Annotated in this window: 21 protein-coding genes and 1 tRNA gene; 8 read left to right on the top strand and 14 right to left on the bottom strand. The window is 66.6% G+C overall.

Annotation, left to right across the window (positions count from 1 at the left end):
* Positions 1-44 precede the first annotated feature (44 nt).
* A complete protein-coding gene (locus tag E4L96_RS17420) occupies positions 45-746 on the top strand; it encodes a dienelactone hydrolase family protein (protein WP_135208483.1) in 702 nt (233 codons plus the stop codon).
* Here the strand turns inward: E4L96_RS17420 and E4L96_RS17415 are convergent.
* From E4L96_RS17415 to E4L96_RS17390, 6 genes are all read right to left on the bottom strand, one after another.
* Entirely contained in the window at positions 716-2,020 is a 1,305-nt protein-coding gene (locus E4L96_RS17415) for a hybrid sensor histidine kinase/response regulator (RefSeq protein WP_135208482.1), read from the bottom strand. The genes E4L96_RS17420 and E4L96_RS17415 overlap by 31 nt on opposite strands.
* Before the next feature lie 4 nt (positions 2,021-2,024).
* Positions 2,025-3,497: an ATPase domain-containing protein gene (locus E4L96_RS17410; protein WP_135208481.1), complete on the bottom strand. Its 1,473-nt coding sequence runs from the start codon at positions 3,495-3,497 to the stop codon at positions 2,025-2,027.
* Positions 3,498-3,914, bottom strand: coding sequence for a hypothetical protein (locus tag E4L96_RS17405; RefSeq protein WP_135208480.1), 417 nt, complete (start codon positions 3,912-3,914; stop codon positions 3,498-3,500).
* A 94-nt stretch (positions 3,915-4,008) separates the two neighbouring features.
* The gene (locus E4L96_RS17400) at positions 4,009-6,174 is read right to left on the bottom strand and encodes an ATP-binding protein (protein ID WP_135208479.1); all 2,166 of its coding nucleotides are present in this window, start codon (positions 6,172-6,174) and stop codon (positions 4,009-4,011) included.
* An 84-nt stretch (positions 6,175-6,258) separates the two neighbouring features.
* The gene (locus E4L96_RS17395; RefSeq protein WP_135208478.1) at positions 6,259-6,738 is read right to left on the bottom strand and encodes a cupin domain-containing protein; all 480 of its coding nucleotides are present in this window, start codon (positions 6,736-6,738) and stop codon (positions 6,259-6,261) included.
* A 53-nt stretch (positions 6,739-6,791) separates the two neighbouring features.
* Positions 6,792-7,889 (bottom strand): tartrate dehydrogenase, encoded by a 1,098-nt coding sequence (locus E4L96_RS17390; RefSeq protein ID WP_135208477.1) that lies wholly within the window; start codon positions 7,887-7,889, stop codon positions 6,792-6,794.
* A gap of 95 nt (positions 7,890-7,984) precedes the next feature.
* On the opposite strand from E4L96_RS17390, the gene E4L96_RS17385 reads away from it, so the two are divergent.
* Positions 7,985-9,097, top strand: coding sequence for an acyltransferase family protein (locus E4L96_RS17385; protein WP_167758726.1), 1,113 nt, complete (start codon positions 7,985-7,987; stop codon positions 9,095-9,097).
* A 6-nt stretch (positions 9,098-9,103) separates the two neighbouring features.
* Here the strand turns inward: E4L96_RS17385 and E4L96_RS17380 are convergent, their stop codons facing one another.
* Together E4L96_RS17380 and E4L96_RS17375 are read right to left on the bottom strand one after the other, a co-directional pair.
* On the bottom strand, positions 9,104-10,642 hold the full coding sequence (locus tag E4L96_RS17380) for a dienelactone hydrolase family protein (RefSeq protein WP_135208475.1): 1,539 nt from the start codon (positions 10,640-10,642) through the stop codon (positions 9,104-9,106).
* A gap of 50 nt (positions 10,643-10,692) precedes the next feature.
* The gene (locus tag E4L96_RS17375) at positions 10,693-11,715 is read right to left on the bottom strand and encodes an alpha/beta hydrolase (RefSeq protein ID WP_167758725.1); all 1,023 of its coding nucleotides are present in this window, start codon (positions 11,713-11,715) and stop codon (positions 10,693-10,695) included.
* On the opposite strand from E4L96_RS17375, the gene E4L96_RS23835 reads away from it, so the two are divergent.
* Entirely contained in the window at positions 11,714-11,875 is a 162-nt protein-coding gene (locus E4L96_RS23835; protein ID WP_167758724.1) for a hypothetical protein, read from the top strand. The genes E4L96_RS17375 and E4L96_RS23835 overlap by 2 nt on opposite strands.
* Positions 11,876-11,933: 58 nt before the next feature.
* Here the strand turns inward: E4L96_RS23835 and E4L96_RS17370 are convergent.
* From E4L96_RS17370 to E4L96_RS17360, 3 genes are all read right to left on the bottom strand, one after another.
* Positions 11,934-12,010: transfer RNA gene (locus E4L96_RS17370), tRNA-Pro, on the bottom strand.
* A 60-nt stretch (positions 12,011-12,070) separates the two neighbouring features.
* Positions 12,071-13,957, bottom strand: a complete 1,887-nt coding sequence (locus E4L96_RS17365; protein WP_135208473.1) for an MFS transporter — start codon at positions 13,955-13,957, stop codon at positions 12,071-12,073.
* A 17-nt stretch (positions 13,958-13,974) separates the two neighbouring features.
* Positions 13,975-14,712 (bottom strand): helix-turn-helix domain-containing protein, encoded by a 738-nt coding sequence (locus tag E4L96_RS17360; protein ID WP_135208472.1) that lies wholly within the window; start codon positions 14,710-14,712, stop codon positions 13,975-13,977.
* 135 nt (positions 14,713-14,847) lie between these two features.
* On the opposite strand from E4L96_RS17360, the gene E4L96_RS17355 reads away from it, so the two are divergent.
* Together E4L96_RS17355 and E4L96_RS17350 are read left to right on the top strand one after the other, a co-directional pair.
* On the top strand, positions 14,848-15,273 hold the full coding sequence (locus E4L96_RS17355) for a hypothetical protein (RefSeq protein WP_135208471.1): 426 nt from the start codon (positions 14,848-14,850) through the stop codon (positions 15,271-15,273).
* The gene (locus tag E4L96_RS17350) at positions 15,270-16,088 is read left to right on the top strand and encodes a DUF2145 domain-containing protein (RefSeq protein WP_135208470.1); all 819 of its coding nucleotides are present in this window, start codon (positions 15,270-15,272) and stop codon (positions 16,086-16,088) included. The genes E4L96_RS17355 and E4L96_RS17350 overlap by 4 nt, the downstream gene beginning before the upstream one ends.
* A 131-nt stretch (positions 16,089-16,219) precedes the next feature.
* Here the strand turns inward: E4L96_RS17350 and E4L96_RS17345 are convergent, their stop codons facing one another.
* From E4L96_RS17345 to E4L96_RS17335, 3 genes are read right to left on the bottom strand one after another with little or no spacing between them, the layout of a single operon-like run.
* Positions 16,220-17,542: a homoserine dehydrogenase gene (locus E4L96_RS17345; RefSeq protein WP_135208469.1), complete on the bottom strand. Its 1,323-nt coding sequence runs from the start codon at positions 17,540-17,542 to the stop codon at positions 16,220-16,222.
* Between the two features lie 26 nt (positions 17,543-17,568).
* Positions 17,569-18,828 (bottom strand): pyridoxal phosphate-dependent aminotransferase, encoded by a 1,260-nt coding sequence (locus E4L96_RS17340; RefSeq protein WP_307721653.1) that lies wholly within the window; start codon positions 18,826-18,828, stop codon positions 17,569-17,571.
* 48 nt (positions 18,829-18,876) lie between these two features.
* Positions 18,877-20,421 carry a retropepsin-like aspartic protease gene (locus E4L96_RS17335; protein WP_135208468.1) on the bottom strand — a complete coding sequence of 515 codons (1,545 nt, stop codon included), beginning with the start codon at positions 20,419-20,421 and terminating at the stop codon, positions 18,877-18,879.
* 192 nt (positions 20,422-20,613) lie between these two features.
* Between E4L96_RS17335 and tagH the strand changes: the two genes are divergently transcribed.
* The 3 genes from tagH to E4L96_RS17320 all read left to right on the top strand — a co-directional run.
* On the top strand, positions 20,614-21,234 hold the full coding sequence (gene tagH / locus E4L96_RS17330) for a type VI secretion system-associated FHA domain protein TagH (protein WP_167758723.1): 621 nt from the start codon (positions 20,614-20,616) through the stop codon (positions 21,232-21,234).
* 19 nt (positions 21,235-21,253) lie between these two features.
* Positions 21,254-22,015: a PP2C family protein-serine/threonine phosphatase gene (locus E4L96_RS17325; RefSeq protein ID WP_167758722.1), complete on the top strand. Its 762-nt coding sequence runs from the start codon at positions 21,254-21,256 to the stop codon at positions 22,013-22,015.
* A partial coding sequence (locus tag E4L96_RS17320; protein ID WP_135208465.1) for a serine/threonine-protein kinase occupies positions 22,000-23,134 on the top strand: 1,135 nt, incomplete at its 3' end. The genes E4L96_RS17325 and E4L96_RS17320, both read left to right, overlap by 16 nt.

Below are 23,134 nucleotides of genomic sequence, written 5' to 3'. Positions count from 1 at the left end.
AGTGCCACCATCATTGGAGGGAACGCGAATGAGTGGGAGGTCACATGGACACAGCGATCCGCGAAGAGGTGCGCATCTGGGCCGGCCCGGTGGCGCTGGAAGGGGTATTGGAGCTGCCGTCCGCCTGCAACGGCGTGGTGGTGTTCAGCCATGGCAGCGGCAGCGGGCGCAACAGCCCACGCAACAACTACGTCGCGGGCGAGCTGCGGCGCCACGCGCTCGGCACGCTGCTGCTGGACCTGCTCACCAGGGAAGAGGAACGGATCCAGGAGAACCGTTTCGACATCGCCCTGCTGGCCACCCGGCTTGACGCCGCCTGCGACTGGCTGCATGCACGGCCGGACACCGCATCCCAGCATCTCGGCCTGTTTGGCGCCAGCACCGGCGCCGCGGCTGCGCTGCAGGTGGCGGCCATGCGCGGCAGCGACATCTCGGCCGTGGTGTCGCGCGGCGGACGGCCGGACCTGGCCGGCGCTCGCGCCCTCGGCGCAGTCACCGCACCGACGCTGCTGATCGTGGGCAGCCGGGACCAGATGGTCCTGAGCCTGAACCGCGAGGCGCTGGCCGCAATGCACGGCGAATGCGATCTGGTGGAAGTCCCGGGCGCGACCCATCTGTTCGAGGAACCGGGGACGCTGGAGCAGGTGGCCTCACTGGCCTGCGGCTGGTTTGCGCGCCATTGCCGCACGCTGCTGCCGGGGCAGATGGGCGCCCGTCAGGGCGCGCCGGGGTCGCCGCGACGGTAGCTGGACAGCAGGGCCATCAGAGTCCCGGGCGGCACCGGCTTGACGAAGAAGTGGTCGAAGCCCGCGGCCATGGCCCGGGCGCGATCCTCCGGCTGGCCATAGCCCGACAGGGCCACGCCCAAGGGCGCGCGGGCGCCGAGTGTGGAGCGCAGTTCGCGCATCAGCGCATAGCCATCCATGCCCGGCAGGCCAATGTCGCACACGATCACGTCCGGCATCGAGGCCAGCGCCTGCGCCAGCCCGGCCACGCCGTCGTGCGCGGTGCTCACCTGATGCCCCTGGAAGCCGAGCAGGTCGCGCAGCGTGGCGCAGGCATCGAGGTTGTCCTCGACCAGCAGCACGCGGTGGCGGCCCCCGGACGCGCCGGTGGGGTCGTGCTGCGGGCCCACCGGCTTGGCGTTGCGGCGGATCGGCAGCTCCACCGTGAAACGGCTGCCCTGCCCCGGTCCGGCGCTGGCCGCATCCACCGTCCCGCCATGCATCTGCACCAGGTTGCGCACCACATTCAGGCCCACGCCCAGGCCGCCCTCGGAGCGCGCCAGCGAGCGCGGGCCCTGTGTGAAGAGGTCGAAGATATGGCCGATGACTTCCGGCGCGATGCCGCTTCCGTCGTCCTCCACCGTCACCACCAGGCGCTCGTCTTCGGCCTGCGCCGCGATCACGATGTGGGCGCCGTCATGCGAGTACTTGGAAGCGTTGCCGATCAGGTTGGAGAACACCTGCGCCAGGCGCACGGGGTCGCCGTCGAACAGCAGCGGCGCTTCCGGAATGCGCACTTCCAGCTGCTGGCTGCGTTCGTCGATGCGCGGCTGCACGATTTCGACCGCGCTTTCGACGACGTCCGCCAGCAGCAGCGGTTCGATGGAGAGATTGATCTTGCCGCTGCTGATGCGGGCGGCGTCGAGCAGGTCGTCCAGCAGGCGCGCCATCTGGTCCACCTGGCGGCCGATCACCGCCTGCAGGTGGCGCAGCTGCGGCGTGGCGCCGGGCATCTGCTCCATCAGGGCGGTGGCCATGCTGATCGGCGCCAGCGGATTGCGCAGCTCGTGCGCCAGCATCGCCAGGAATTCGTTCTGGCGGCGGTTGGTGGCCTCGGCCTCTTCCCGCAGATCCTGCGCGGTCATGGTGGCCAGCACCAGGTGCTCGTTGGCCTCGCGCAGTTCGTCCATGCGGCGCAGCTGCTCATGGCAGGTCTGCAGCTGGGCGCGCAGGTCCTCGACCTCGCGCGCCAGGTCGGCGACGCCCGCGTCCTGTGGTGCGCTGGCGTCGTTCATCGCGTTAGTCCTGCTGGCCGTTAGGACCGGGCTGTCCGACCAGCACACCCTGTGCCGCGAGCGGCGTGGCGGACACCTCGATGCCCGCATCGGTGATGCGGAACTCGCGCAGATCGTGGCTGTGGTCACTGCCGCGCACCTTGATCACCGAGATCACGCGGTGCAGCGCACCGTCCTTCTCGACGTAGCGCATCGCCAGCACCACGTCGGTCAGGTAGGCGATGTCGCTGTGGCTGAAGCGCAGGTCGGTGAAGCGGTCTTCCATCCCCAGCGTAACCACCACCGTGACCCCCAGCTTGGCCAGCGACGACAGCACCCGGAACATGGCACCGCGGATATCGCGCCGGGCCTCCGGTGCGAGGTAGAGCCCCAGTTCCGAGATCGCGTCGATGACGATGCGGGTGGCGCCGGTGCGCTCGATGGTGCGCAGCAGGTCGTCCAACAGTTCTTCGACGGTGAGGTCGAGCGAGCGGCTCTCCACCACCGCCACGTCGCCCTGGCGGACCATCGCGGCCAATTGTGCGTTGCGCAGGCGCGCCGCGCCTTTTTCGAAGGAGACCAGCACCCCCTTTTCGCCGCGCTGCGCGCCCTCATACAGAAAACGGGTGCCGAAGATGGTCTTGCCGCAGCCAGTTGGGCCGCTGATCAGAAGCGAATGACCCTGCGGTATGCCGCCATGCAGTAGATCGTCGAGGCCCGGTGTGCCGGACGGAATGCGGCGCGGATTGGTGTCCGTGTCTTGGCCGGGGTAGACGTGGTCTGTCGCCACTGGCGGGAGCACGCGCGGAAACACATGCAGGCCATCGCCGCTGATGCGGAATACGTGCGCACCCGTGATGTGGGCCTGCCCTCGCATTTTGAAGACGCGGATCTTGCGGATGACCGAATTCTCTTCCTGCGCGTGCGACAGCAGCAGCATGCCATCGGCGACCGTCATGATCGGATTGGGCACCGGGTCGTTCTCGACGTACTCGCCGATCAGGAAGGTGGTCGCCTGCCAGCTGGTCATGCGCGTGCCCAGCTCCTGCACGAACTGCTGCAGGTCGGCCGCGCCCTCGTTGCCGGTGCGCGCGGTCTGCACCACGGAGCGGAACGAATCGACGAATACCAGGCTGGGAGAAAAATCCTCGACCTCGCGCATGATGCGTTCGAGGACGCCCGAGAAGTCGCCGCTGCGCAGGTCCTCGGCCAGATTGACGTAACGGACACACGTGCCCACTTTGTCCAGGTCGAAGAAGGAATACTGCTGCTGGTAGCGCAGCATCTTGAGCGGCGGCTCGCCCAGGACAGTGAAGAACAGCGCCTTGCGCTGCTCGGTGGCCAGCGCGAACATGATCTGGTGCGCGAGCGTGGTCTTGCCCGATCCCGGTGCGCCGGCGATCAGGGTGAAGGCGAATTCGCTGAGCCCCCCGCCCAGCAGCTCATCGAGACCGGGGACTCCGGTGGCCAGCAGTCCCAAGCTAACTTTGTCTGTCATTTACTTCTGCTCCTCTGCGCCATCGCGCCCTTGGCCCCAAGCGGCAACCAAAAGCCGTATCGTCAGCGCCTCTCCGATGAGGCCTGCCAACAGCTGTGTGAATGTGTCCAGCAGGGCGGCATTGGCCTCGGCTGCGGTTCCGTGGGGTGCCATCATCAAGTCACCTTGCAGCGTCGCAAGGAGGGCCTCGGCGGACTGCGAGGCCTGAGGGGCCGTCAGCCATGCGTGGCGCGCAGACTGCAATCGCGCGGCGCGGCCATACAGGGCCGAGAACCCGGTCTCGCCGATCAAGGGACTCAGATGGATGGTCAACCGCTGCCACGGCAGCAGATGGCGGACGTCGGCTTGCGCCTCCGCCTGGCCGGCGGCCAGTGCGGCGCGAATCAGCTGCAGGCGCCTGTCGTCGTGTTTAATCATGCACTCGGAATAAAGGTCATGGACTTGCGATTCGCAGGCCAACGCCCGCGGTCCGGGGATTATAGCGGCAAAGGAAGTGCCGCCTTGTTCTTATTCACGGCGCGCCCGGGGTGACGGGCAGGGTCACCGTAAACACAACCTGCCCGTCCGCATAGTGATAGCCGATGCGTCCCCCGTGCGCGCGGGCGATCTCTGAGCTGATGTACAGGCCGATGCCGAGGCCCAGGCGGTTGCGCGTGTGGGTTTCGCCAATGCGCTTGAAGGGCGCGAACAGCTGGCGTTCCGAGGCGGCGGGGATCGGGTCACTGAAGTTGGCCACGGCCAGTTCGGCGTAACCGTTGGCGCGGCGCAGCTGTACCCGCACCGGTTGGCCCGGCGTGCCGTAGTGGCGTGCGTTGGACAGCAGGTTGCTGCACACCTGGGCGATGCGGTCCGGGTCGGCCTGGATGTCGATCTCGCCAGGCGCATCGAGCACATAACTGGTGCCGGGATGGGCCACGCGCGCTTCATCCAGCAGGTCTTCCAGCAGGCGCTTGAGCGGCACGGCGCGCAAGTGCACCTGCAGCCCCGCCCCGCCTTCCAGCCGGCTCATGTCCATCACCTGGCTGATGAGACGCTGCATGCGGCCGCTCGAACGTTCGATGCGCTGGCCCAGTGCCTCCCCGCCCGCGCCCTGCTGCAGCACGCTCGCGGCCATGCTGATGGTCTGCAGCGGATCGCGCAAATCGTGGCCCAGCATCGCCAGCAGCTGCATGCGCGCGCGCTCGGTCTCGGCGTGGCGGCTCATCACGGCGCGCCGCACTTCGCCCAGCAGCTGTTCGGCGGCCAGCACCTGCTCCGCGCGCCATGGCTCGGCGCTGTCGCGCACCGTCTCCACCCATTCGTCGAACGAGCCGCGCGGCGTGAGGCGCGGGCCGAGCGGGCCGTGCGCGAGCTGCTTTTCCGGGCGTCCGCCCCAGCGCACGGTTTCCACCTGCTCCGGGCGCAGCGCGACGATCCAGCCGAGCTGAGAGGGGTCGTAGTTCAGGGCCAGCAGGCCGACCCACGGGCCGATTCTGGTGCGCACATCCTCCGGCCATTCATCGCGGTGGTGGCGCTGGATCACGGCATCCCCGCCCGGCGGCAGCGAGGCGAGAACCGCGCGCGCCAGCTCCTCGGGCACCTCGCCATGCACCTGCAGCTTGCCGTTCAGGGACAGCAGCAGCGCCGGGCCGTCCAGCACCGCGGCCAGCTCACGCACGTGGCGGCACAACGCGTACAGCAGATCGTCCTCCACGTGCAGGGTCTCGACCAGGCGCGCCCGCAGGTCCGCCACTTGGGCCGTGTGTTCGGCCGCCTCGCGTGTCAGGGTGCCCTGCACGTTCGCCGCCAGCACCTGGCCGAGGATGTCGCAAGCCAGGCGGATCGAATACGCGGGCTGGCGCGCGCCGGTGTGGTGGCAGGCGATCAGGCCCCACAGGCGACCGTTGACCACCAGCGAAATGCTCATCGACGCGCCGACGCCCATGTTGTGCAGGTATTCGATGTGGATCGGCGAGACGCTGCGCAGGATCGAATGGCTCATGTCCAGCGGTCCGAGGCCCGCGCGCATCTGCACGCCGACCGGGGCATAGTGCGTGTCCGCGATCAGCCGCAGGGTGTTGATCGTGTACAGGCGGCGCGCCTGGGCCGGGATGTCGCTGGCCGGATAGCGCTGGCCGAGGAAGGGCTTGAGCGCTGGGACCACCGACTCGGCCACCACGTCGCCGCTGTCGTCGTGGCGGAAACGGTACGCCATCACCCGGTCGAAGCCGGTGAGCGCGCGTACCTGGTCGGCCGCGAACTGCAGCATCGCGTCGACCGTGCGGTGGCGCTTGACGCGTTCGATGGCTGCATGGGCCTTGAGCGCGTAGGCCGACACTTCTTCCGCACTCTGGTGGCGCAGCTCGAACTCGGCCACCACCAGCCCGCCCGCGCCGTGCACCACGCAGTCGACCGCGCGCCCCTGCGCCAGCACCTCCACCATGGTCGGCAGGCAGTCTTCGGCGCCAGCGCGGCAGGCTTCGACCAGGGCCCGGGCCTCGGCACTGGGGATGGCCTCGGCCAGCGGCAAACCATCGCGTACTGGCACGCCAAGCAGCGCGGCGGCGTTGTCACTCCACCCGGCCAGCGTCAGCCCCTGGTCGAACACCAGCAGGGCGCCATGCGGCTGGATCAGCCCGGGAATGTGGATCGGTTCGTTGGCGCAGTTGTCGAGGCCAACCTGGTGGTCTTGAGTCATTAACGGTCGTCTTGTGTGCGGGGCGGATTTCGCTGGTGCTCACCCTACCTTACCCGACCGTGGGGCAAGGCGGCGCGCGGGTGGTCAGCGGGGGTCCAGATCTTTCAGATCCACGAAGTCGCCGTGGCGGCCATCGGGCCGCTGGACGACGTACAGGCGCTTTTCCAGGCGCGGATAGTTGACGACGTCGAACGGCGGGCGGCCGCCGCCAACCAGGTACACCAGGTTCTCGGTCCCGTCATTGCGCAATGCATGCGCCGGGCCATGGGCGGGGCAGCCGATGAAGTCTCCGGCCCGTACCGGGTGCAGTTCGGTGCCGAGCGTCAGCTGGCCGTGGCCGGACAGGATGAACAGGAATTCGTCCACGAATTCGTGGCTGTGCGGCTCGGTGCTCAGTTCTCCCGGGCGCAGCACGGTCAGGTGCACGCCCAGCTGCGTGAGGCCGGTCGCGTCGCCCAGGGACAGGCCGGCGCGCGTCGCGTCCGGGTTCAGCGGATGGACGAAGGGTTTGGCATCGTCCTGGCGCTGCGGGACCTGGCGGAGGATGTACGGCGAGTCGTGCATGAAGGCCTCACTGGATGAGTGACGGATTGTAGCAGTGCACCACCAACCGGCACTCAGTTTGCGCGCGCGGCGGCCTCCAGATGCGCAGCGATGGCTTCACCCACCTCCTTGGTCGACGCGCTGCCGCCCAGGTCCGGCGTGCGGGGACCAGCCTTCAACGTGTGCTCGATGGCGGCGAGGATGGCATCGTGCGCGGCGCGGTAGTGGTCCTGGCCCTGACCGAGGAAGTCCAGCATCATCGCGCCGGACCAGATCATCGCGATCGGGTTGGCGATGTTGCGGCCGTAGATGTCTGGCGCGGAGCCGTGCACGGGCTCGAACAGCGAGGGGAAGCGGCGCTCCGGGTCGAGATTCGCCGAGGGCGCGATCCCGATGGTGCCGGTGCACGCGGGGCCGAGGTCGGACAAGATGTCGCCGAACAGGTTGGAGGCGACCACCACGTCGAAGCGCTCCGGCTGCAGCACAAAGCGGGCGCACAGGATGTCGATGTGCTGCTTGTCCCAGGTGACATTCGGGTAGGTCTCGGCGATGGCAGCCACGCGCTCGTCCCAGTAGGGCATGGAGATGGCGATGCCATTCGACTTGGTGGCGGCGGTGAGGTGGCGGCGCGCTCGCGTGGCGGCCAGTTCGAAGGCATATTTGAGGATGCGGTCCACGCCCTGGCGCGTGAAGATGGACTCCTGCAGCACGAATTCGCGTTCGGTCCCCTCGAACATCTTGCCGCCGACGGAGGAGTATTCGCCCTCGGTGTTCTCGCGCACCACGTAGAAGTCGATGTCGCCGGCTTGCTTGTTCGCGAGCGGGCAAGGCACACCCGGCATCAGGCGCACGGGGCGCAGGTTCACGTACTGGTCGAAGTCGCGGCGGAACTTGAGCAGGGACCCCCACAGCGAGATGTGGTCCGGCACCGTCGCGGGCCAGCCGACGGCGCCGAAGTAGATCGCCTCGCAGTCTTCAACTTGGGCGCGCCAGTCGTCCGGCATCATGCGTCCGTGCTGCTGGTAGTAGTCGCAGCTGGCCCAGTCGATGTGGGTGAATTCGAGGCCGATGCCGAAGCGGCGCGCGGCCGCTTCCAGCACGCGCAGGCCTTCGGGCATGACTTCCTTGCCGATGCCGTCGCCGGGGATGACGGCGATGCGGTGTGTGTTCATGGTTGTTCTCCGCTGGATGGGTTTGAGGCGCCACAAGTCCGGGCGCGGCGCGGCGGCTTACTGTCACTCGTCGCTTTCGCATGCCGGGGTGCTGTATGACTGTCGAAACACTGGGCCGGCGGGCCGTCCGGGCGGGCCGCAACAATCACTTTCACCTCATCCGGCTGGTGCTGGCGAGCCTCGTGATCGTGGCGCATTCGCCGGAGCTGATCGATGGGGACCGCTCGCGCGAAGTGCTGACTCAGATCTTCGGCACGCTCAGTTGCGGGGAGCTGGCCGTAGATGGCTTCTTCCTCGTGAGCGGCTATCTTATCACCCAGAGCTGGTACGCCTGCCCGTCGGCGCTGGCGTATCTGCGCAATCGGGTGCTGCGCATTTATCCGGGCTTCGTGGTGGCGTCGCTGCTGTGCATTTTCGTGGTGGGACCGCTGGCAACTGGTTCGTCCGCGCGTGCGGTGGACATGTCGTGGTGGGCCGTGCTGCGCGACCTGCTCGTGCTGCGGCCACCGGTGGCACCGGGCGCGTTCGCGGGCACGCCCTACCCGGTCGTCAATGGGTCGCTCTGGACGATTGCGCTGGAATTTGGATGCTACATGGGGGTGCTCGGGCTGGGGCTCAGCGGGCTGCTGCAGCGGCGGCGGGTACTGGTGGGGCTCGCGCTCGCGCTGTTTGCGTTGTACGTGCTGCAGCGGTGTGTGCATGTGGATGTACCGGGGTACTGGAAAGTCCAGGGGGCCATCCGGGTCGGGTTCTGCTTTGCGGTGGGGGCGCTGTTCTACACCTATCGCGCCGCCCTGCCCTACGAACGCCGGCTCGCCCTCGGCGCGCTGGCCGGGTTGCTGGCCGGGTTGACCTGGGCTCCCGGCGTGGAGCTGGCGGTGGCGCTGTGCGGAGGCTATCTGCTGTTCTTCGTCGCGTTCATGCGGGCGCCCGCGCGTGCTGGTGCCGCCGCGGCGCGCGGCTGGCCGGACATCTCGTACGGCGTCTACCTTTACGGCTGGCCGGTGCAGAAGCTTCTCATCCTGTGGTTCGCCGGGATCACGCCCGGTGTGCTGATCGCCGCCTCACTGGCGGGTTCGCTGGTCCTCGGCTTCCTCAGCTGGCACCTGGTCGAAAAGCCCTTCATCTCCCTCAAGTCCCGCGCAGCGCGCGGCGCCCTTCCCGCGCCCAGGGACGCCGCGGTCATCGATACCGCCACATCGAAGTAAAAGAACTCAGTGCGTGGCGGAGGTGGATGCGGTCAAGGCTGTGATGCGGGTGGAGGCGTGGGTGTTGGCCGGGTTGAGGGACAGTGAGCGGCGGTAGCTGGCCAGGGCTTGGGGCACGTCGCGGGCCACTTCGAAGGCTTCACCGAGGCTGTCGTGCAAGTTGGCGCTCTCGGGATAGAGCGAGATTCCGAGCTTGAAGATGGCGAGGGCTTTCGAACGATCGGCGTCCGCGGCCAGCAAGTCGTAGCCCCAGCTATTGATGTCGCGCTCGGACAAGCTGAAGGTGGGACGCGCCTTGTGCATAGCGCCATAGATCTCTTCGGCGTGCGCAAAACCTTGCTGGTTCAGTGCTGCGGCCAAGCCTTCGCGGCTGGGCACCGGTCCCTTCTCGGCAGGCGTACGCTCGATCCGCGCCATGTGGGCCGGCACACCGTTGCGCACCGGAGCCTGGCCAAGGAAGGCCACCGCCTGCGCGTCGTTCTTCATGTGCGCATCGAGGAACGCCAGCACGTAGCGCACTGTCCAGCCGTAGGCCTCCACGACCTCGCTCCGCGCGTACTCGGTGAACGCGGCTGGACGCTGGAAGCGCAGGAGCGCAGACGAGAAATCGACGTGCTGCATGGGGTACATGGTGAGTTGATAGACGTCTGCGTAGCGCGCCTCGTTCAGTAGGCTGAAGGAAGTCTCGATACCGGCGCGGCTCAGCTGCGACACGGTCTGCGGGTGACGCTGGACGTAGAGCCACGGAACGGTCAGCTGCTCCGGCGGGATACGCCGCGTGTGCTCCGGCTCACGCGTGCCATCGAAGCTGACCAGCGCTCCAATGCGGTTGTCGCGCACGGCCGCGAAGACGTTCGCCAGGCCGCCCCAACTCCAGCCTATCGCCGCCACATGGGCCATGTCCGCTTGCGGGAGCGTGGTGGCGTACGACAGCAGGTATTCGATGTCCCCGGCCTGGGACTCCAAGCCTTCCGCATCGGCGTTCATCAGTGCCGCACGCGTCCCCAGGCTGCGGCTGGCGATGACGACGTAGCCGCGGCTGGCCAGGTATTCCGCGATGTCCGCGGCTTCGTGCGCGACGCCGCCGACGCCGGCCGCGTACAGCACCACTGGATACTTGCCCGAACGTGGTGCCGCATCGCGCTCCGCCCACATGCGCTGGCCGAAGGCTGCGTGGGCCGCGTTCGCGCCAATGGTGGCGCTGGCGGCTTTCAATTGCGTGTCCACGAAGCCGTTCGCCGCCTTGCCGGTGACGCTGAAGTCCTCGTCCGTTGCCTGCGTGCGCACATAGTCAGCGTAGGTGCTACGGTTGGCCGACTTCTGCGCCGGGTACCAGACGAGCATCTGCATGGGCCGCGCGCGTTCGCCCTTGACCGGCTGGCCGGTGACCGCATCGAACTGGCCGCGGTATGCGCGGGTGGTGTCGTACTGCTGGACGACCTTCCAGCCTACCGGCAGCGGTCCCGATTGCAGGTGCGCGAATCCTTCTTCGGCGTGGACATGGGAGATCGAAAGGAGAAACAGCAGGACCAGCAAACCACGCATGATGGGCGACTTCGGATATGAAAGGGGCGCCAATGTAGCATGGCGCGACCTCAGCGTGGAAGCGATGACAGGAAGTCCAGCACGGCCTCGTAGAGTTGGTGGCGATTGCGTTCGAGGTGCAGGACGTGGGTGCCTTGGGGGATGACGACCATTTTCCGGGACGGGGCGGACGTGAGGTGGTCCTGCAGCCAGGTGTAGTCAGCGGCGGACGGCCAGCTATCCCACGCGCCGCGGACCAGCAGCGTGGGCACCGTGATGCGCGCGGGGTCGTAATAGGAGCGGCCGGACTGCAGGTCGGCGATGTCCTGGTCCGGGCCTGCCGGGAAGCGGACGGTGGGCGCGTGGCTGGCGGTGGCCAGCGGGTCGGAGGCGAGCCAGCGCGGGCCCCAGGTGGTGAAAACGTCCGGCGCCAAAGCGTGCGGCTGGCCCGCCGGGCGCAGGCTGTCCATCAGGCGGATGCGCTCCGCGGGCGTCATGTCGTTGGCGGCATGCGTGATGCGCTCGGGTTCCGCGGCCGGCGTCGAAACGGCGGCATTGGACTGCGCCGCTTGCGCCGGAAAGCGCGGCGTGACGGCGGCGAAGAGCACCAGCGCAGCCACCTTTTCAACGTGGTTCTGGGTGTAGAGAGCGGCGACGGAACCGCCCCAGGAGTGGGCGATCAGCGTGACCTTGGGCTGGCCGGTGCGGGCGCGGATCAGGTCCACGGCATGGTCGATGTCGGCCTGCACGTTGCGCGCGCGGCCGGGTGGATCGGCTGGTGCCGTGGACTGCATCTCGGGGTAGCGGTCGGAGTGGCCGTAGCCGAGAAAGTCGAGGGCCCAGGTGTCGTAGCCGGCGCGGGCCATCACGGTGGTCCAGGATTCGCCATCCATCGGGAAGGCAAAGGCCAGCTCGGAAGGGAACGAGGAACCATGGATGAAGAGGACCGGCGGGTGGGTGCTTGCTTGCGCCGGCGGCTGGTGCAGGACGCGCAGGGCCAGGCCGGGGCGATGGCTAGAGGTCGACAACACCTCCGGATTGGGTACAGGTGCGGCGGCGGCGATAGATGCGGCGGCGTAGAGAGGAATCAGCATGGCGCTCAAAGTCAGGTTCATGGCAGCGAGATTTGTGCGAAAAGCACAAGGTAGCGCCATTCGTCGACGCGATGGTTCGGCGCAGGCCGAATCGTCCAATCCCGCCCGCAACCTGGAAACCAAAAAGGCCAGCGTGTGCTGGCCCATGCGTATCATCTGACTGCCTACGGCAGCAAAAAAACAAAAGGCCAGCGTGAGCTGGCCCATTTGTCAGTCTTTGGTCGGGGCGAGAGGATTCGAACCTCCGACCCCCTGCACCCCATGCAGGTACGCTACCAGGCTGCGCTACGCCCCGACAAAGAGGCCGCATTATAGCAGGTCGAGTTAGGGTTTTGCCACGTTTTGTCGCGCTCCCCTATTTCCAGTCGCCGCGCAGTGCCAGCACGCGGTCGCGCAAATACTCGGGCGTGGCCTCGTCGGGTGCCACCGGCGCGCCAACCGCCAGCGCCAGCTGCGAGCGGAACCCGCGCGTGAAGGAGCGTTCGAAGACGTTGGTCTTGTCCCGCGTAAGCAGGCTGCCCCACAGGCCACGCAGCGCCATCGGGATCACCGCCACCTTGCTGCGCTCGACGATCTTGGCGATGCCGCCTTTGAACTCGTTCATCTCGCCGGTGCTGGTGAGGCGCCCTTCGGGGAAGATGCAGACCAGCTCTCCGTCATGCAGCGCATGGGCGATGTCCACGAAGGCCTTCTCCATCAGCCACGGATCGTCTTTGGCCGGCGCAATCGGAATGGCACGCGCGGTGCGGAAGATCCAGCCGAGGAACGGCGTCTTGAAGATCTTGTGATCCATAACGAAGCGGATTGGCCGCGGGCTGGCGGCGCCGATCACGATCGCGTCGACATAGCTCACGTGGTTGCAGACCAGGACCGCTGCGCCCTCCTCCGGGATCAGATGCGTGTCCACGGTCTTGACGCGATGAATGGTGTGAATCAGCAGCCAGGCCAGGAAGCGCATCAGGAATTCCGGCACCAGCGAGAAGATGTAAATCGCCACCAGCGCATTCATCACCGCCGTGGCCAGGAACAGCTCGGGGATCGTGAGCCCGGCCTTGAGCAGCGCCACCGCCACGCCGGCCGCCACCACCATGAACAGTGCATTCAGGATGTTCATGCCCGCGATGGTGCGCGAGATGTGCTTGGGGTCGCAGCGGGTCTGGATCAGTGCGAACAGCGGCACGATGAAGAAGCCGCCGAACACGCCCAGCAGCACGATGTCCGCCAGGATGCGCGGCACGCCCGGCTGGTGCAGCAGCGCGAACGCATCGACTGTGGCCGTATTCGTGTAGTGCTGGCAGGCCAGGTAGAGGTCAATACCAAACAGGGACAGCCCGATAGACCCGAATGGGACCAGTCCTATCTCCACCTTATGACCGGACAGCTTCTCGCACAGCAGCGAGCCGATACCAATCCCGATCGAGAAGACCGTCAGCAGCAGCACGAACACGCTGTGCTCGCCATGGAGGTAATCTTTGGCAAAGACCGGGAACTGGGCCAGCACGATGGCGCCGTAGAACCAGAACCACGAGTTGCCCAGCATGGACAGGAACACGGTGCGGTTCTGCTTGGAGAACGCGATATTACGGACCGACTCGGTCAGGAAATTAAGGTTGACCTTGAGCTCCGGCGCCGGTGCGGGCGACAACGGAATGCGCGAACTGGCCAGCAGCCCGAGGACCGCCACCACCAGCGTGCCGCCCGCAACCAGCTGAATGCCGTACGGCTGCCACATCACCAGCACGTCGCCCAGCACCTGGCCGAGCAGGATGCCGACGAAGGTACCCATCTCGATCACGCCATTGCCGCCCACCAGTTCTTCCGGCTTGAGGTTCTGCGGCAGGTAGGCGTACTTCACAGGCCCGAACAGCGTGGAGTGCACGCCCATGCCAACCACGCCCGCGATCAGCAGCCAGAGGGTGTGCGTGAGCCAGCCTGCCCCGCACACCAGCATGATGCCAATCTCCAGCAGCTTGACGAAGCGTGACAGCTTGGCCTTTTCAACCTTCTCCGCGATCTGCCCCGCAGTGGCCGAGAACAGCACGTAGGGCAGGATGAACAGGCCCGGAATCAGGTTGGTGAGCGTGGACAGCGACATGTCGGTCCAGCTGGCCGCGTCGTAGGTGAGAGCCACCAGCAGCGCAGTCTTGAACAGGTTGTCGTTGAAGGCGCCGAGGAACTGGGTCCAGAAGAAGGGACCGAAGCGGCGCTGCCCGAGCAGGGAAAACTGGTTGGATTGAGCCATCTGTCACTCCACAAGTGTTAGTTGCCGGCCCGGCGCAGCTTCTTGAAAGCCTGCGGAATCCACGGCCGCGCCGCCACCATCATGCTGACCGCGTGCTTGTCGTGCATCGGCAAGCGGGATTCATGCTGGTGCTGCTGGGCGAAGTCGGTGGCGACCTGCTTGAGGCGCTCGCGCAGCGCATTGATCGACTGGGTGGTCAGCATCAGGTTCACCAGCTGCATGGATTCCAGCGGACCGCCAAAGCTGGAATTCAGGAAGTCGCCCGCCGCCTCGCTGCGGAACCAGGTCTGGATCGGGCCATCGGCCAGCCAGTGGAAGTCGCGCGCGATCAGCAGCTTGACGCGGTTGTTCGGCAGCAGCTCAAGGAAGCCGATGCGGTCCAGCTTCAACAGATGCCGCGTGACTTCGGCCGCGTCCATCGCGTACTCGTGGACGATGGCCTCGAAGCCGTAGCCGTTCATCGCCGACACCGCGACCACCAGCAGCTTCGGATCGCTGATGATCTCGCGCTCCTGCTGCAGGGTGAGGTTGGTGATCAGGGATGGGCCTTCCAGGGCCTCCGACAATTCATCGAAGGAGATCCCGGCGGCGACCAGCACTTCGTCCAACCGCTGCAGGGTAAAACTCTTCTGGGAAAACATGCGCTTCACGCTGGCCTCCGACATCTGGATACGCGTGGCGAGGTCGCTGTACTTGATGCCACGCGCCTTGAGCAGCCGCTTCAAGGTATCGACGAGTGTAATGGCATGGGCCATAAAGTTTCCTCCGGTTATCCAAGTAGCGGATGGTAATACTTCGGAGCCGGAAAAGCGATACGAGTTTTTAGCGTATTGCCATTATTTTTGAGGCACCTCAGGATGCTGGCACGTTTGTTCATTCCAGAGGCAACCATGAAACTCATCGCCCACCTGCTCCTGGCCAGCGCCGCACTGACGGCCGTCGTGAGCCCTGCCCATGCCGAGGGAGACGCGAGCCGCGATATGTCGCGGGCCTCCGAGTTCCTGTCCGAGAGCGGTGCGATGGTGGCGGTGGGCAGCCTGTCCGCACTGGCCGCATCGGCCAACATCGTGGTCGCCGGAGTCGAGGCGTCGGGCGAAGTGGCGACTGTGGTGCTCAAGGGCGCCAGCGACGGCGCCGAAGCCTCTCTCAAGCTGACCGGCAAGGCGGCGCGAAACCTGTCCGTCGCCACCGGCACGGCGGTCAGCGTCAGCGTGCTGTCGACGGGCTACCTGCTGGTCGCCTCCGGCCAAGTGCTGGCCTTTGTGCCGAATGAACTGGGCAAGGCCCTGCTCCACCACTCGCCCGCCAAGGCATGACACCGCGCCTGACCGGGCGCCTGCGCGCCCTCGCCCGCACCGTGGCCCTGGCCGCGGCTTTCGCCTACGCGCAGCAGGCCCCGGCGCATGCAGGCACCAACTGCGAACCCAAGCCGCTGGACCCGGCCACGATCCGCCAGGGCATGGACATCGCGGCCAAGGTCTATCACACGCTCGACACTTCGGATGCCGAAGTCGCCCTGATCGCCCGCGTGGGGCAGGACCTCGGCAAGTACGGCCTGCGCTATTCGCACATGGCCTACGTGTGGCGCGATCATCCCAAGGGTCGCTGGCTGGTGGTGCATGAATTGAACCAGTGCGGCACCGCGCAGTCCACGCTGTTCGACGAAGGCCTCGGTAACTTCTTCCTCGACGATATGTTCGCCTACGAGGCGCTGGTCGTCGTGCCAGGCAAGGACGAACAGCGCAAGCTCGCGCAGATGCTGGCCGCGCGCAGCGGACTGCACATGCACGAGCCGCGCTACAACATGCTGGCCTACGCCTTCGCGACGCAATACCAGAACTCTAACCAGTGGGTGCTGGAGACCTATGCCGCCGCCGTCTCGGACAAGCCGGACAGCACCCGCGCCCAGGCCCAGGCCTGGCTGAAATGGGCTGGCTATGCGCCGGTGACGGTGCAGATCGATGCGCCCACCCGTCTCGGCGCCCGCATGTTCAAGGCCAACGTGGCCTTCGACGATCACCCCTTCGGCCGCCGCATGGCCGGCCAGATCGATACGATGACCGTGGAATCGATACGCAGGTTCATCCACGCACGCGACCCAGCGGCGCGCGACTTCATCGTCAATCTGTAATTACACTGGGCCCATGTGGTCACGTCCGACCCCGCTCCGCGCCGAACTGCCGTGGCGGACGCATTGCGCGACTACGAAAGCCGCCTGCCCGCGCCGAGGATTGGCACAGGCGCAGGCGGCAGCATCGGACCTTAGCTCAGGTTCTCCAGGCGGATCCGCGTGACGGTACCGACCACCGTCGGCAGCCGCTCGATCTTGGCAATCGCCGCGTCGATGTTCTTTTCCTGCGTCTGGTGCGTGAGCATGATGATGTCGGTGCGGGTCTCGCCCTCGCCCGGCTCCTTCTGCAGCACCGCGTCGATGGAGATGGTGGCATCGGCCAGGATGCGCGTCAGGTCCGCCATCACGCCCGGCTGGTCCTTCACATACACGCGCAGGTAGTAGCTGGTGGTGATCTCGGACATCGGCAGGATCTGCACGTCCGTCATCTGGTTCGGCTGGAACGCCAGGTGGGGCACGCGCGATTCCGGATCGGCCGTGGCCAGGCGGGTGATGTCCACCAGGTCCGCGATCACCGCGGATGCCGTCGGCTCGCCACCCGCGCCGCGTCCGTAGTACATCGAGGCGCCCACCGCATCGGCATTCACCAGCACCGCATTCATCGCTCCTTCCACATTGGCGATCAGGCGCTTGCAGGGGATGAGCGTCGGATGCACGCGCAGCTCGATGCCCTCGGTGCCATTGACCACAGCGCGCTTGGTGATGCCCAGCAGCTTGATGCGGTAGCCCAGCTGCTCGGCGTAGCGGATGTCCTTGGCCTGCAGCTTGCTGATGCCTTCCACGTACGCCTTTTCGAACTGCACCGGAATGCCGAACGCGATGGCGGACATGATGGTCGCCTTGTGCGCCGCATCGACGCCTTCGATGTCGAACGTGGGATCGGCTTCCGCGTACCCGAGTTCCTGCGCCTGGCGCAGCACGGTCGCAAAATCCAGTCCCTTCTCGCGCATCTCCGAGAGGATGAAGTTGGTGGTGCCGTTGATGATGCCGGCGATGGCTTCGATACGGTTGGCGGTCAGGCCTTCGCGCAGCGCCTTGATGATCGGGATGCCGCCGGCCACCGCGGCCTCGAAAGCCACCATGACTCCTTTGTCCTGCGCGGCCTGGAAGATCTCGTTGCCGTGCAGCGCCAGCAGCGCCTTGTTCGCGGTGACCACGTGCTTGCCGTTGGCGATGGCGCGCAGCACCAGCTCCTTGGAGGTCTCGTAGCCACCGATCAGCTCCACGACGATGTCGATGTCCGGGCTGTCCACGACCGACTGCCAGTCCGGCACCACCGGGATGGCGTCGCCCACAATCGATTGCGCGCGCGCGACGTTGCGGGCCGCGATCAGGGTGATCTCGATGCCCCGGCCGGCGCGGCGGCGGATGTCCGCCTGGTTGCGCCGCAGGACTTCAAACGTTCCGGTACCGACCGTGCCCAGGCCAACCAGGCCTACTCTGATGGGTTTCATTCTCAAGCGATCCTAATCTTTTGGTGTCAGTCCGTCCCGTGGCGGCGGCGGTAGCCTTCGAGGAAGCGCGCAATGCGCCGCATCGAATCCGTGAGGTCGTCCTGGTTCGGCAGGAACACGACGCGGAAGTGATCCGGCGCGATCCAGTTGAAACCCGTGCCCTGCACGATCAGCACCTTTTCCTCGGCCAGCAGCTCATACACGAACTGCTGGTCATCCGCGATCGGGTAGACCTTGGGGTCCAGTCGCGGGAACATGTACAGAGCCGCTTTTGGCTTGACGCAGGTGACACCCGGGATCTCGGACAGTAATTGATGCGCGAGGTCGCGCTGCTTGAGCAGCCGCCCGCCGGGGCCGACCAAATCTTGGATGGACTGGTAGCCACCGAGCGCAGTCTGGATCGCATACTGGCCCGGCGCGTTCGCGCACAAACGCATCGAGGCCAGCATGGTGAGGCCTTCGATGTAATCCTTGGCATGCCGCTTCTCGCCCGACACCACCATCCAGCCAGCGCGGTAGCCGCAGGAGCGGTAGTTCTTCGACAGGCCGTTCAGCGTGATGAACAGGACGTCGTCGGCCAGCGAAGCGATGGAGGTGTGGGTCTCGCCGTCGTAGAGAGTCTTGTCATAGATCTCGTCGGCGAAGACGATCAGCTGGTGCTGGCGCGCCAGTTCGATGATGTCCAGCAGGACCTCTTTCGGGTACAGCGCGCCGGTGGGGTTGTTCGGGTTGATCACCACGATCGCGCGCGTGTGCGGCGTGATCTTGCGGCGCATGTCCTCGATATCGGGCAGCCAGCCGGCCTGCTCGTCGCACACGTAGTGCACCGGATTGCCGCCCGAGAGCGTGACGGCCGCGGTCCACAGCGGGTAATCCGGCGCGGGGACCAGCACTTCGTCGCCGGAGTTGAGCAGCGCATTCATGCCCATCACGATCAGTTCCGAGGCGCCGTTGCCGAGGTAGATGTCCTCGATGGTCACGCCCTCGATCTTCTTTTCCTGCGTGTAGTGCATCACCGCCTTGCGCGGTGCGAACATGCCCTTGGAATCGGTGTACCCCGCCGCGCCATGCAGATTGCGGATCATGTCATGGACGATTTCGTCCGGCGGGTCGAAGCCGAACACCGCCAGGTTGCCGATATTGAGCTTGATGATGCGGTGCCCCTCATCCTCCATCTGGCGGGCTTTCTCGAGCACCGGGCCACGGATGTCGTAGCAGACGTCGGCGAGCTTGTTGGATTTCTGGATCGGGCGGTACATGAGGTCCTTGGGCGGAATTTGCTGCATTGCGATATTTCCATTCTGCCCAAAGCTGCCTGTTCTGGCAACCGCCCCCTATTTTTGCGGCCGCGCGAGGGACATGGTGCCGTTGCGGTAGTCGAAGGTGACGATATAGTCCTTCAGCTGGCGCAGGCCCAGGTTGGCCGCCTCGGAGGTCGAGGAGAACGGGCCGGCTTCGTCGTAGGCCACCGCCGCCTCCAGGTTCTCGAAGGCGATGCTGCCCAGCTCCACGCGCGCCAGCTGGCCCGCGTAGTGGGTGGCCTGGCTGCCCACGCCCGACTTCACCGTGATCTTGCGGCCGCCTTCGAAAGCCTTGTCCAGTCCATGCGCCCTGGCGAACTTGCCCTGCACGGTGAAGGTGCTGTTGTTGCCCGTGTCGACCGCGAACCAGCCCGCGCTGCCGTTGATGGCGCCTGCGACCAGCGGCACATCTTCCGTGAAGCGCAGTGGGACCTTGACCGCGCCATCCAGTTCGCCGCGATAGGTGGCCAGCGGGGTCAGGGTCGCCGTCCCGCGGGGGAAGTCGAAGCGCACCGCGAACTGCTCGAACACCTCCAGACCGAGGACGCCAGCGACTTCCGGCCCGTCGCCATTGGCGCTGAACGAAGGCGGCATCGGGAAGATCAGGAAAGGCACATCGTGCAGCGCAGCGCCACCGATGTTCAGGTCCCGCACCATGGCGGAGGCGGTGGAGACGGACGCGCCCCCGACGCCGGAAAGCTCGCCCGCCTGCTTGCCGGTCAGGCCGAGCGCCGCGGCGGCCTTCTTCGTCAGGATGGCCTGGCCGCCGGTATCGAGCACGAACGGGAACGGCCCCTTGCCATCGATAGTCGCGTTGATCAGCAGGCGCTTGCCGATGGTGATCGGCACCGTCACGGTGGGCGAAGCATTGGCCTTCCACGCCGGGCGCGCGAAGGCGCTGGCTTCCACGCTGGCGGGTGTGGACCAGGCGGAGACGGTCAGCAGCACGTCGTTGTCACCATCCGAATTGGTCGAGATGCGGGCCGGGAGGGTCAGGCCGCCCACGGCGTGGTAGCCCTCGTAGCGCTGCACCCAGGTGCTGGTGGAGATGGGCATCTCGGCGCGCTGCACGAGATGGGTGCGGTGGTCCAGGTACAAGGTGACGGCGCGGCCGTGCGGCGGAGCAGCCACGATCCGGTCCAGGGTCACGCCCTGCTCCGTGACCTCGTCACCGCCGCTCCATACCGCGCGGTCCTGCCGGTCCAGCCAGGCCATGCGGGCCAGCCAGGCTTCGCTGACGGCGACGGCTTTCGCTTCGTCGCTATCGAGCGGGTGCCAGCCGCCGGAACCATCCTGGCGCCAGCGGCCCTGCGCGTCCATGCCTTCGGCGGCGCGGTAGTCGCCCACGTCCGCCGAGCGCTTGAACTGGCCGGACGCGCGGTCGACCAGCCAGCTCACCTTGCCCGTGAGGCCTTCGCCGGACTGCTCGCCCTCCGCGCGCAGGAAGCGGACGCGCTCCCAGCTGGCACTCGGGCCGTAGGCGCTGCGGGTTTGTGCGAGTAGCGTATTGACATCGGCCGCGCGGGATGCGCAAGCGGCGCCGAACAGCAGGCCGGCCAGCCAAAAGCGTGTGGACATGGAATCTCCTTTTTAACGAGCCGCGACTGTAAGCGGCGGTGGCGAACGGCGGGCGACTTTTGCGACAAATTGCGCAAAAGGAACACTGAGCTGCAAAAGCGTCATCAAAACCCGAGAGTTTGCTTGCCGTGCGGCAATTTCTACTGCTACCCTGTGGTTCCAAAAAACCCTACCGTTATCCTGTTTATGCAGATGACAACACTCAGCGCCGCGCCTTCCCCGTCCGCCACTCCAGATGACCTGATGGCGGCCTTCTTGCGCGGCGCGGGGCTGGAGGGTGTGGCCATCAACTGGCAGATGACGCCCGAGTTCATGGAACTGGCGGGCCGCCTGCTGGCGACCTCGGTCGATGGCGCGTGCAATCTGCTGGCCGCGCGTTCCCAGTTGAAGCGCGACGTCAACGCCGACAAGACCATGGTCGTGGTCCGCAATAACAACCCGCTTAAGTTCCTGCCGGACGGGCAGACCGCCCTCACCCAGATGCTGCGCAAGAAAATGCCGGGCTTTATGGGACCGGAGGAAGCGCTGGCCGACGCCTTTGCCGACCTGGCCACGCACCAGCAATGCGTGGTGGCGGGCATGCAAGGCGCGGTGGCGGCGGCCGTCGAGCGCCTGGCGCCGGAGCCGCTGGAAGACAGTGCGCCGCGCGGCGGCTTGCTCAATGTGCTGGTGCCAGCGCGGCGCAAGGCGGCGCTGTGGGAGCGTTACTGCGCGCTGCATGCGGAGACGCGCGCAGAGGTGACGCAGCATTTTGAAACGGCGCTCGGCGCGGCTTTTACCGCGGCCTACGAGCGCGCGCTGGACGCACAGTAACCACGGGATGGGCAGCACCATGAATGACCGCTTTCAGCCAACGCGCCTGAGCATTTCCAGCGCCCGCATCACCGGCATCGGTGACCGGGACGTCAACCAGGACGCCTTTGGCGAGAGCTATGCCGCCGGCATCGGATGCTACGTCATGGCCGATGGCGCGGGCGGGCACGAAGGTGGCGCCGTCGCGGCGCGCACGGTGGTGGACAGCGCGCTGGGCGCGTTCACGCAGCAGCCTGCGTTGAATGTAGAGACCTTGAATGCCTGCGTGGCGGGAGCCTCGGACGCGGTGGTGCGCATGAAGCTCGCGGATCCAACGCTGGCGTCCATGCATGCGACGCTCGCCGTACTGCTGGTCGACAGCGCGAAGGCGCGGGCGTGCTGGGCGCACGTGGGCGATACGCGGGTCTATTTGTTCCGCGGCGGGCGGGTGCGGCAGGTGACGCGCGACCACAGTCTCGCGCAGCAGTTCATTGACGCGGGGCTGGCCAAGGATACCGACCCGCGCACCCATGCGCAGCGCAGCGTGCTGTATGCGGCCATCGGCGTGGAAGGCCAGCCGTCCGCCAGCATCCAGCCGCCGCTCGACCTGGTGCCGGGCGACGCGCTGCTGGTTTGCACGGACGGGCTGTGGGAACGCGTGACCGAGGCCACCATGGAGGCATGCCTGGCGCGCGCCATGAGTGCGGACGACTGGCTGGCCGCCCTGTGCGCGGCCGCCGATTCCACCGCGGCGGCAGGCCGCGACAACTTTACGGGGCAGGTGCTATGGATCGCGGCGTGATTCCTCCGGGGTCGGAGAACTGCCTGCCGGTAGGGACGCGGCTGGCCGAATTCGAGATCACGGGGGTGATCGGGGAAGGTGGCTTCGGCATCGTCTATCTGGCGTTCGACCACTCGCTTCAGCGCACCGTGGCGCTCAAGGAGTACATGCCGTCCACGCTGGCGGCGCGGTCCGCGGACGGCTTCATCGCGGTGCGCGCGCAGCGGCACGAAGATGCGTTCAAGGCGGGGCTGCGGAGCTTTATCAACGAGGCGCGGCTGCTGGCGCGCTTCGATCATCCGGCCCTGGTCAAGGTGTACCGCTTCTGGGAGGACCAGGGGACGGCGTACATGGCGATGCGCTATTACGAGGGGCGCACCTTCAAGAGTGTGGTGCTGGAGGCGCGTGAGGCTGGAGAGCCGCTCGATGAGGCGGCGCTGCGTTCGATCTTGCAGCCCATGCTGGGGGCGCTGGAAGCCTTGTATGCGTCGAACATCCTGCATCGCGACATCTCGCCGGAGAACATCGTGATCCTGCCGAATGGGGCGGCGGTGCTGCTGGACTTTGGGGCGGCGCGCCAGATCGTCTCGGGCATGAACTCGGCGCTGACCGTGATTTTGAAGCCGGGCTATGCGCCGGTGGAGCAGTACGCGAATGACGATGCGATGCCGCAGGGGCCGTGGACGGACATCTATTCGCTGGCGGCGGTGATGTATTTTGCGGTGACCGGCAGCGCGCCGGCGGCGGCGGTGGGGCGGATGCTGAAGGATCCGCTGGTCCCGTTGGCGGGGAGCGCGGTGGAGGGGTTCAGCCAGGCGTTCCTGGCGGCGATCGATAAGGGGCTGGCGGTCAAACCGGACGACCGGCCCCGGTCGATCGCGGAGTTTGCGGGGCTGATGGGGCTCGATCTGGCGTCCGCCAGTGGCGCGCCGACGGCGTCGACGACGCTGGCACCGGCGCCTGGTCCTGGTGCTGCCGGCAACGATGATGTAATAAGCGGCGGCGCAGGCGCGCTCGCGCGTGCCCTCGCCACAAATGTCGCGAACGCGGTGGGCCGCACGCGCGCCGCGGCGGGCAATCTTAAAGCGGGCATGAGCGCCGCTGCGGCGGGTGTGCTGGTGCTCGGCGTTGGTGCTTGGT

The organism is Zemynaea arenosa (genome assembly GCF_004614185.1).
In the GTDB taxonomy this organism is placed as follows: domain Bacteria; phylum Pseudomonadota; class Gammaproteobacteria; order Burkholderiales; family Burkholderiaceae_D; genus Telluria; species Telluria arenosa.
Note: the sequence above shows the minus strand (reverse complement) of the source record. Positions and strands in the feature narration are given on the sequence as shown.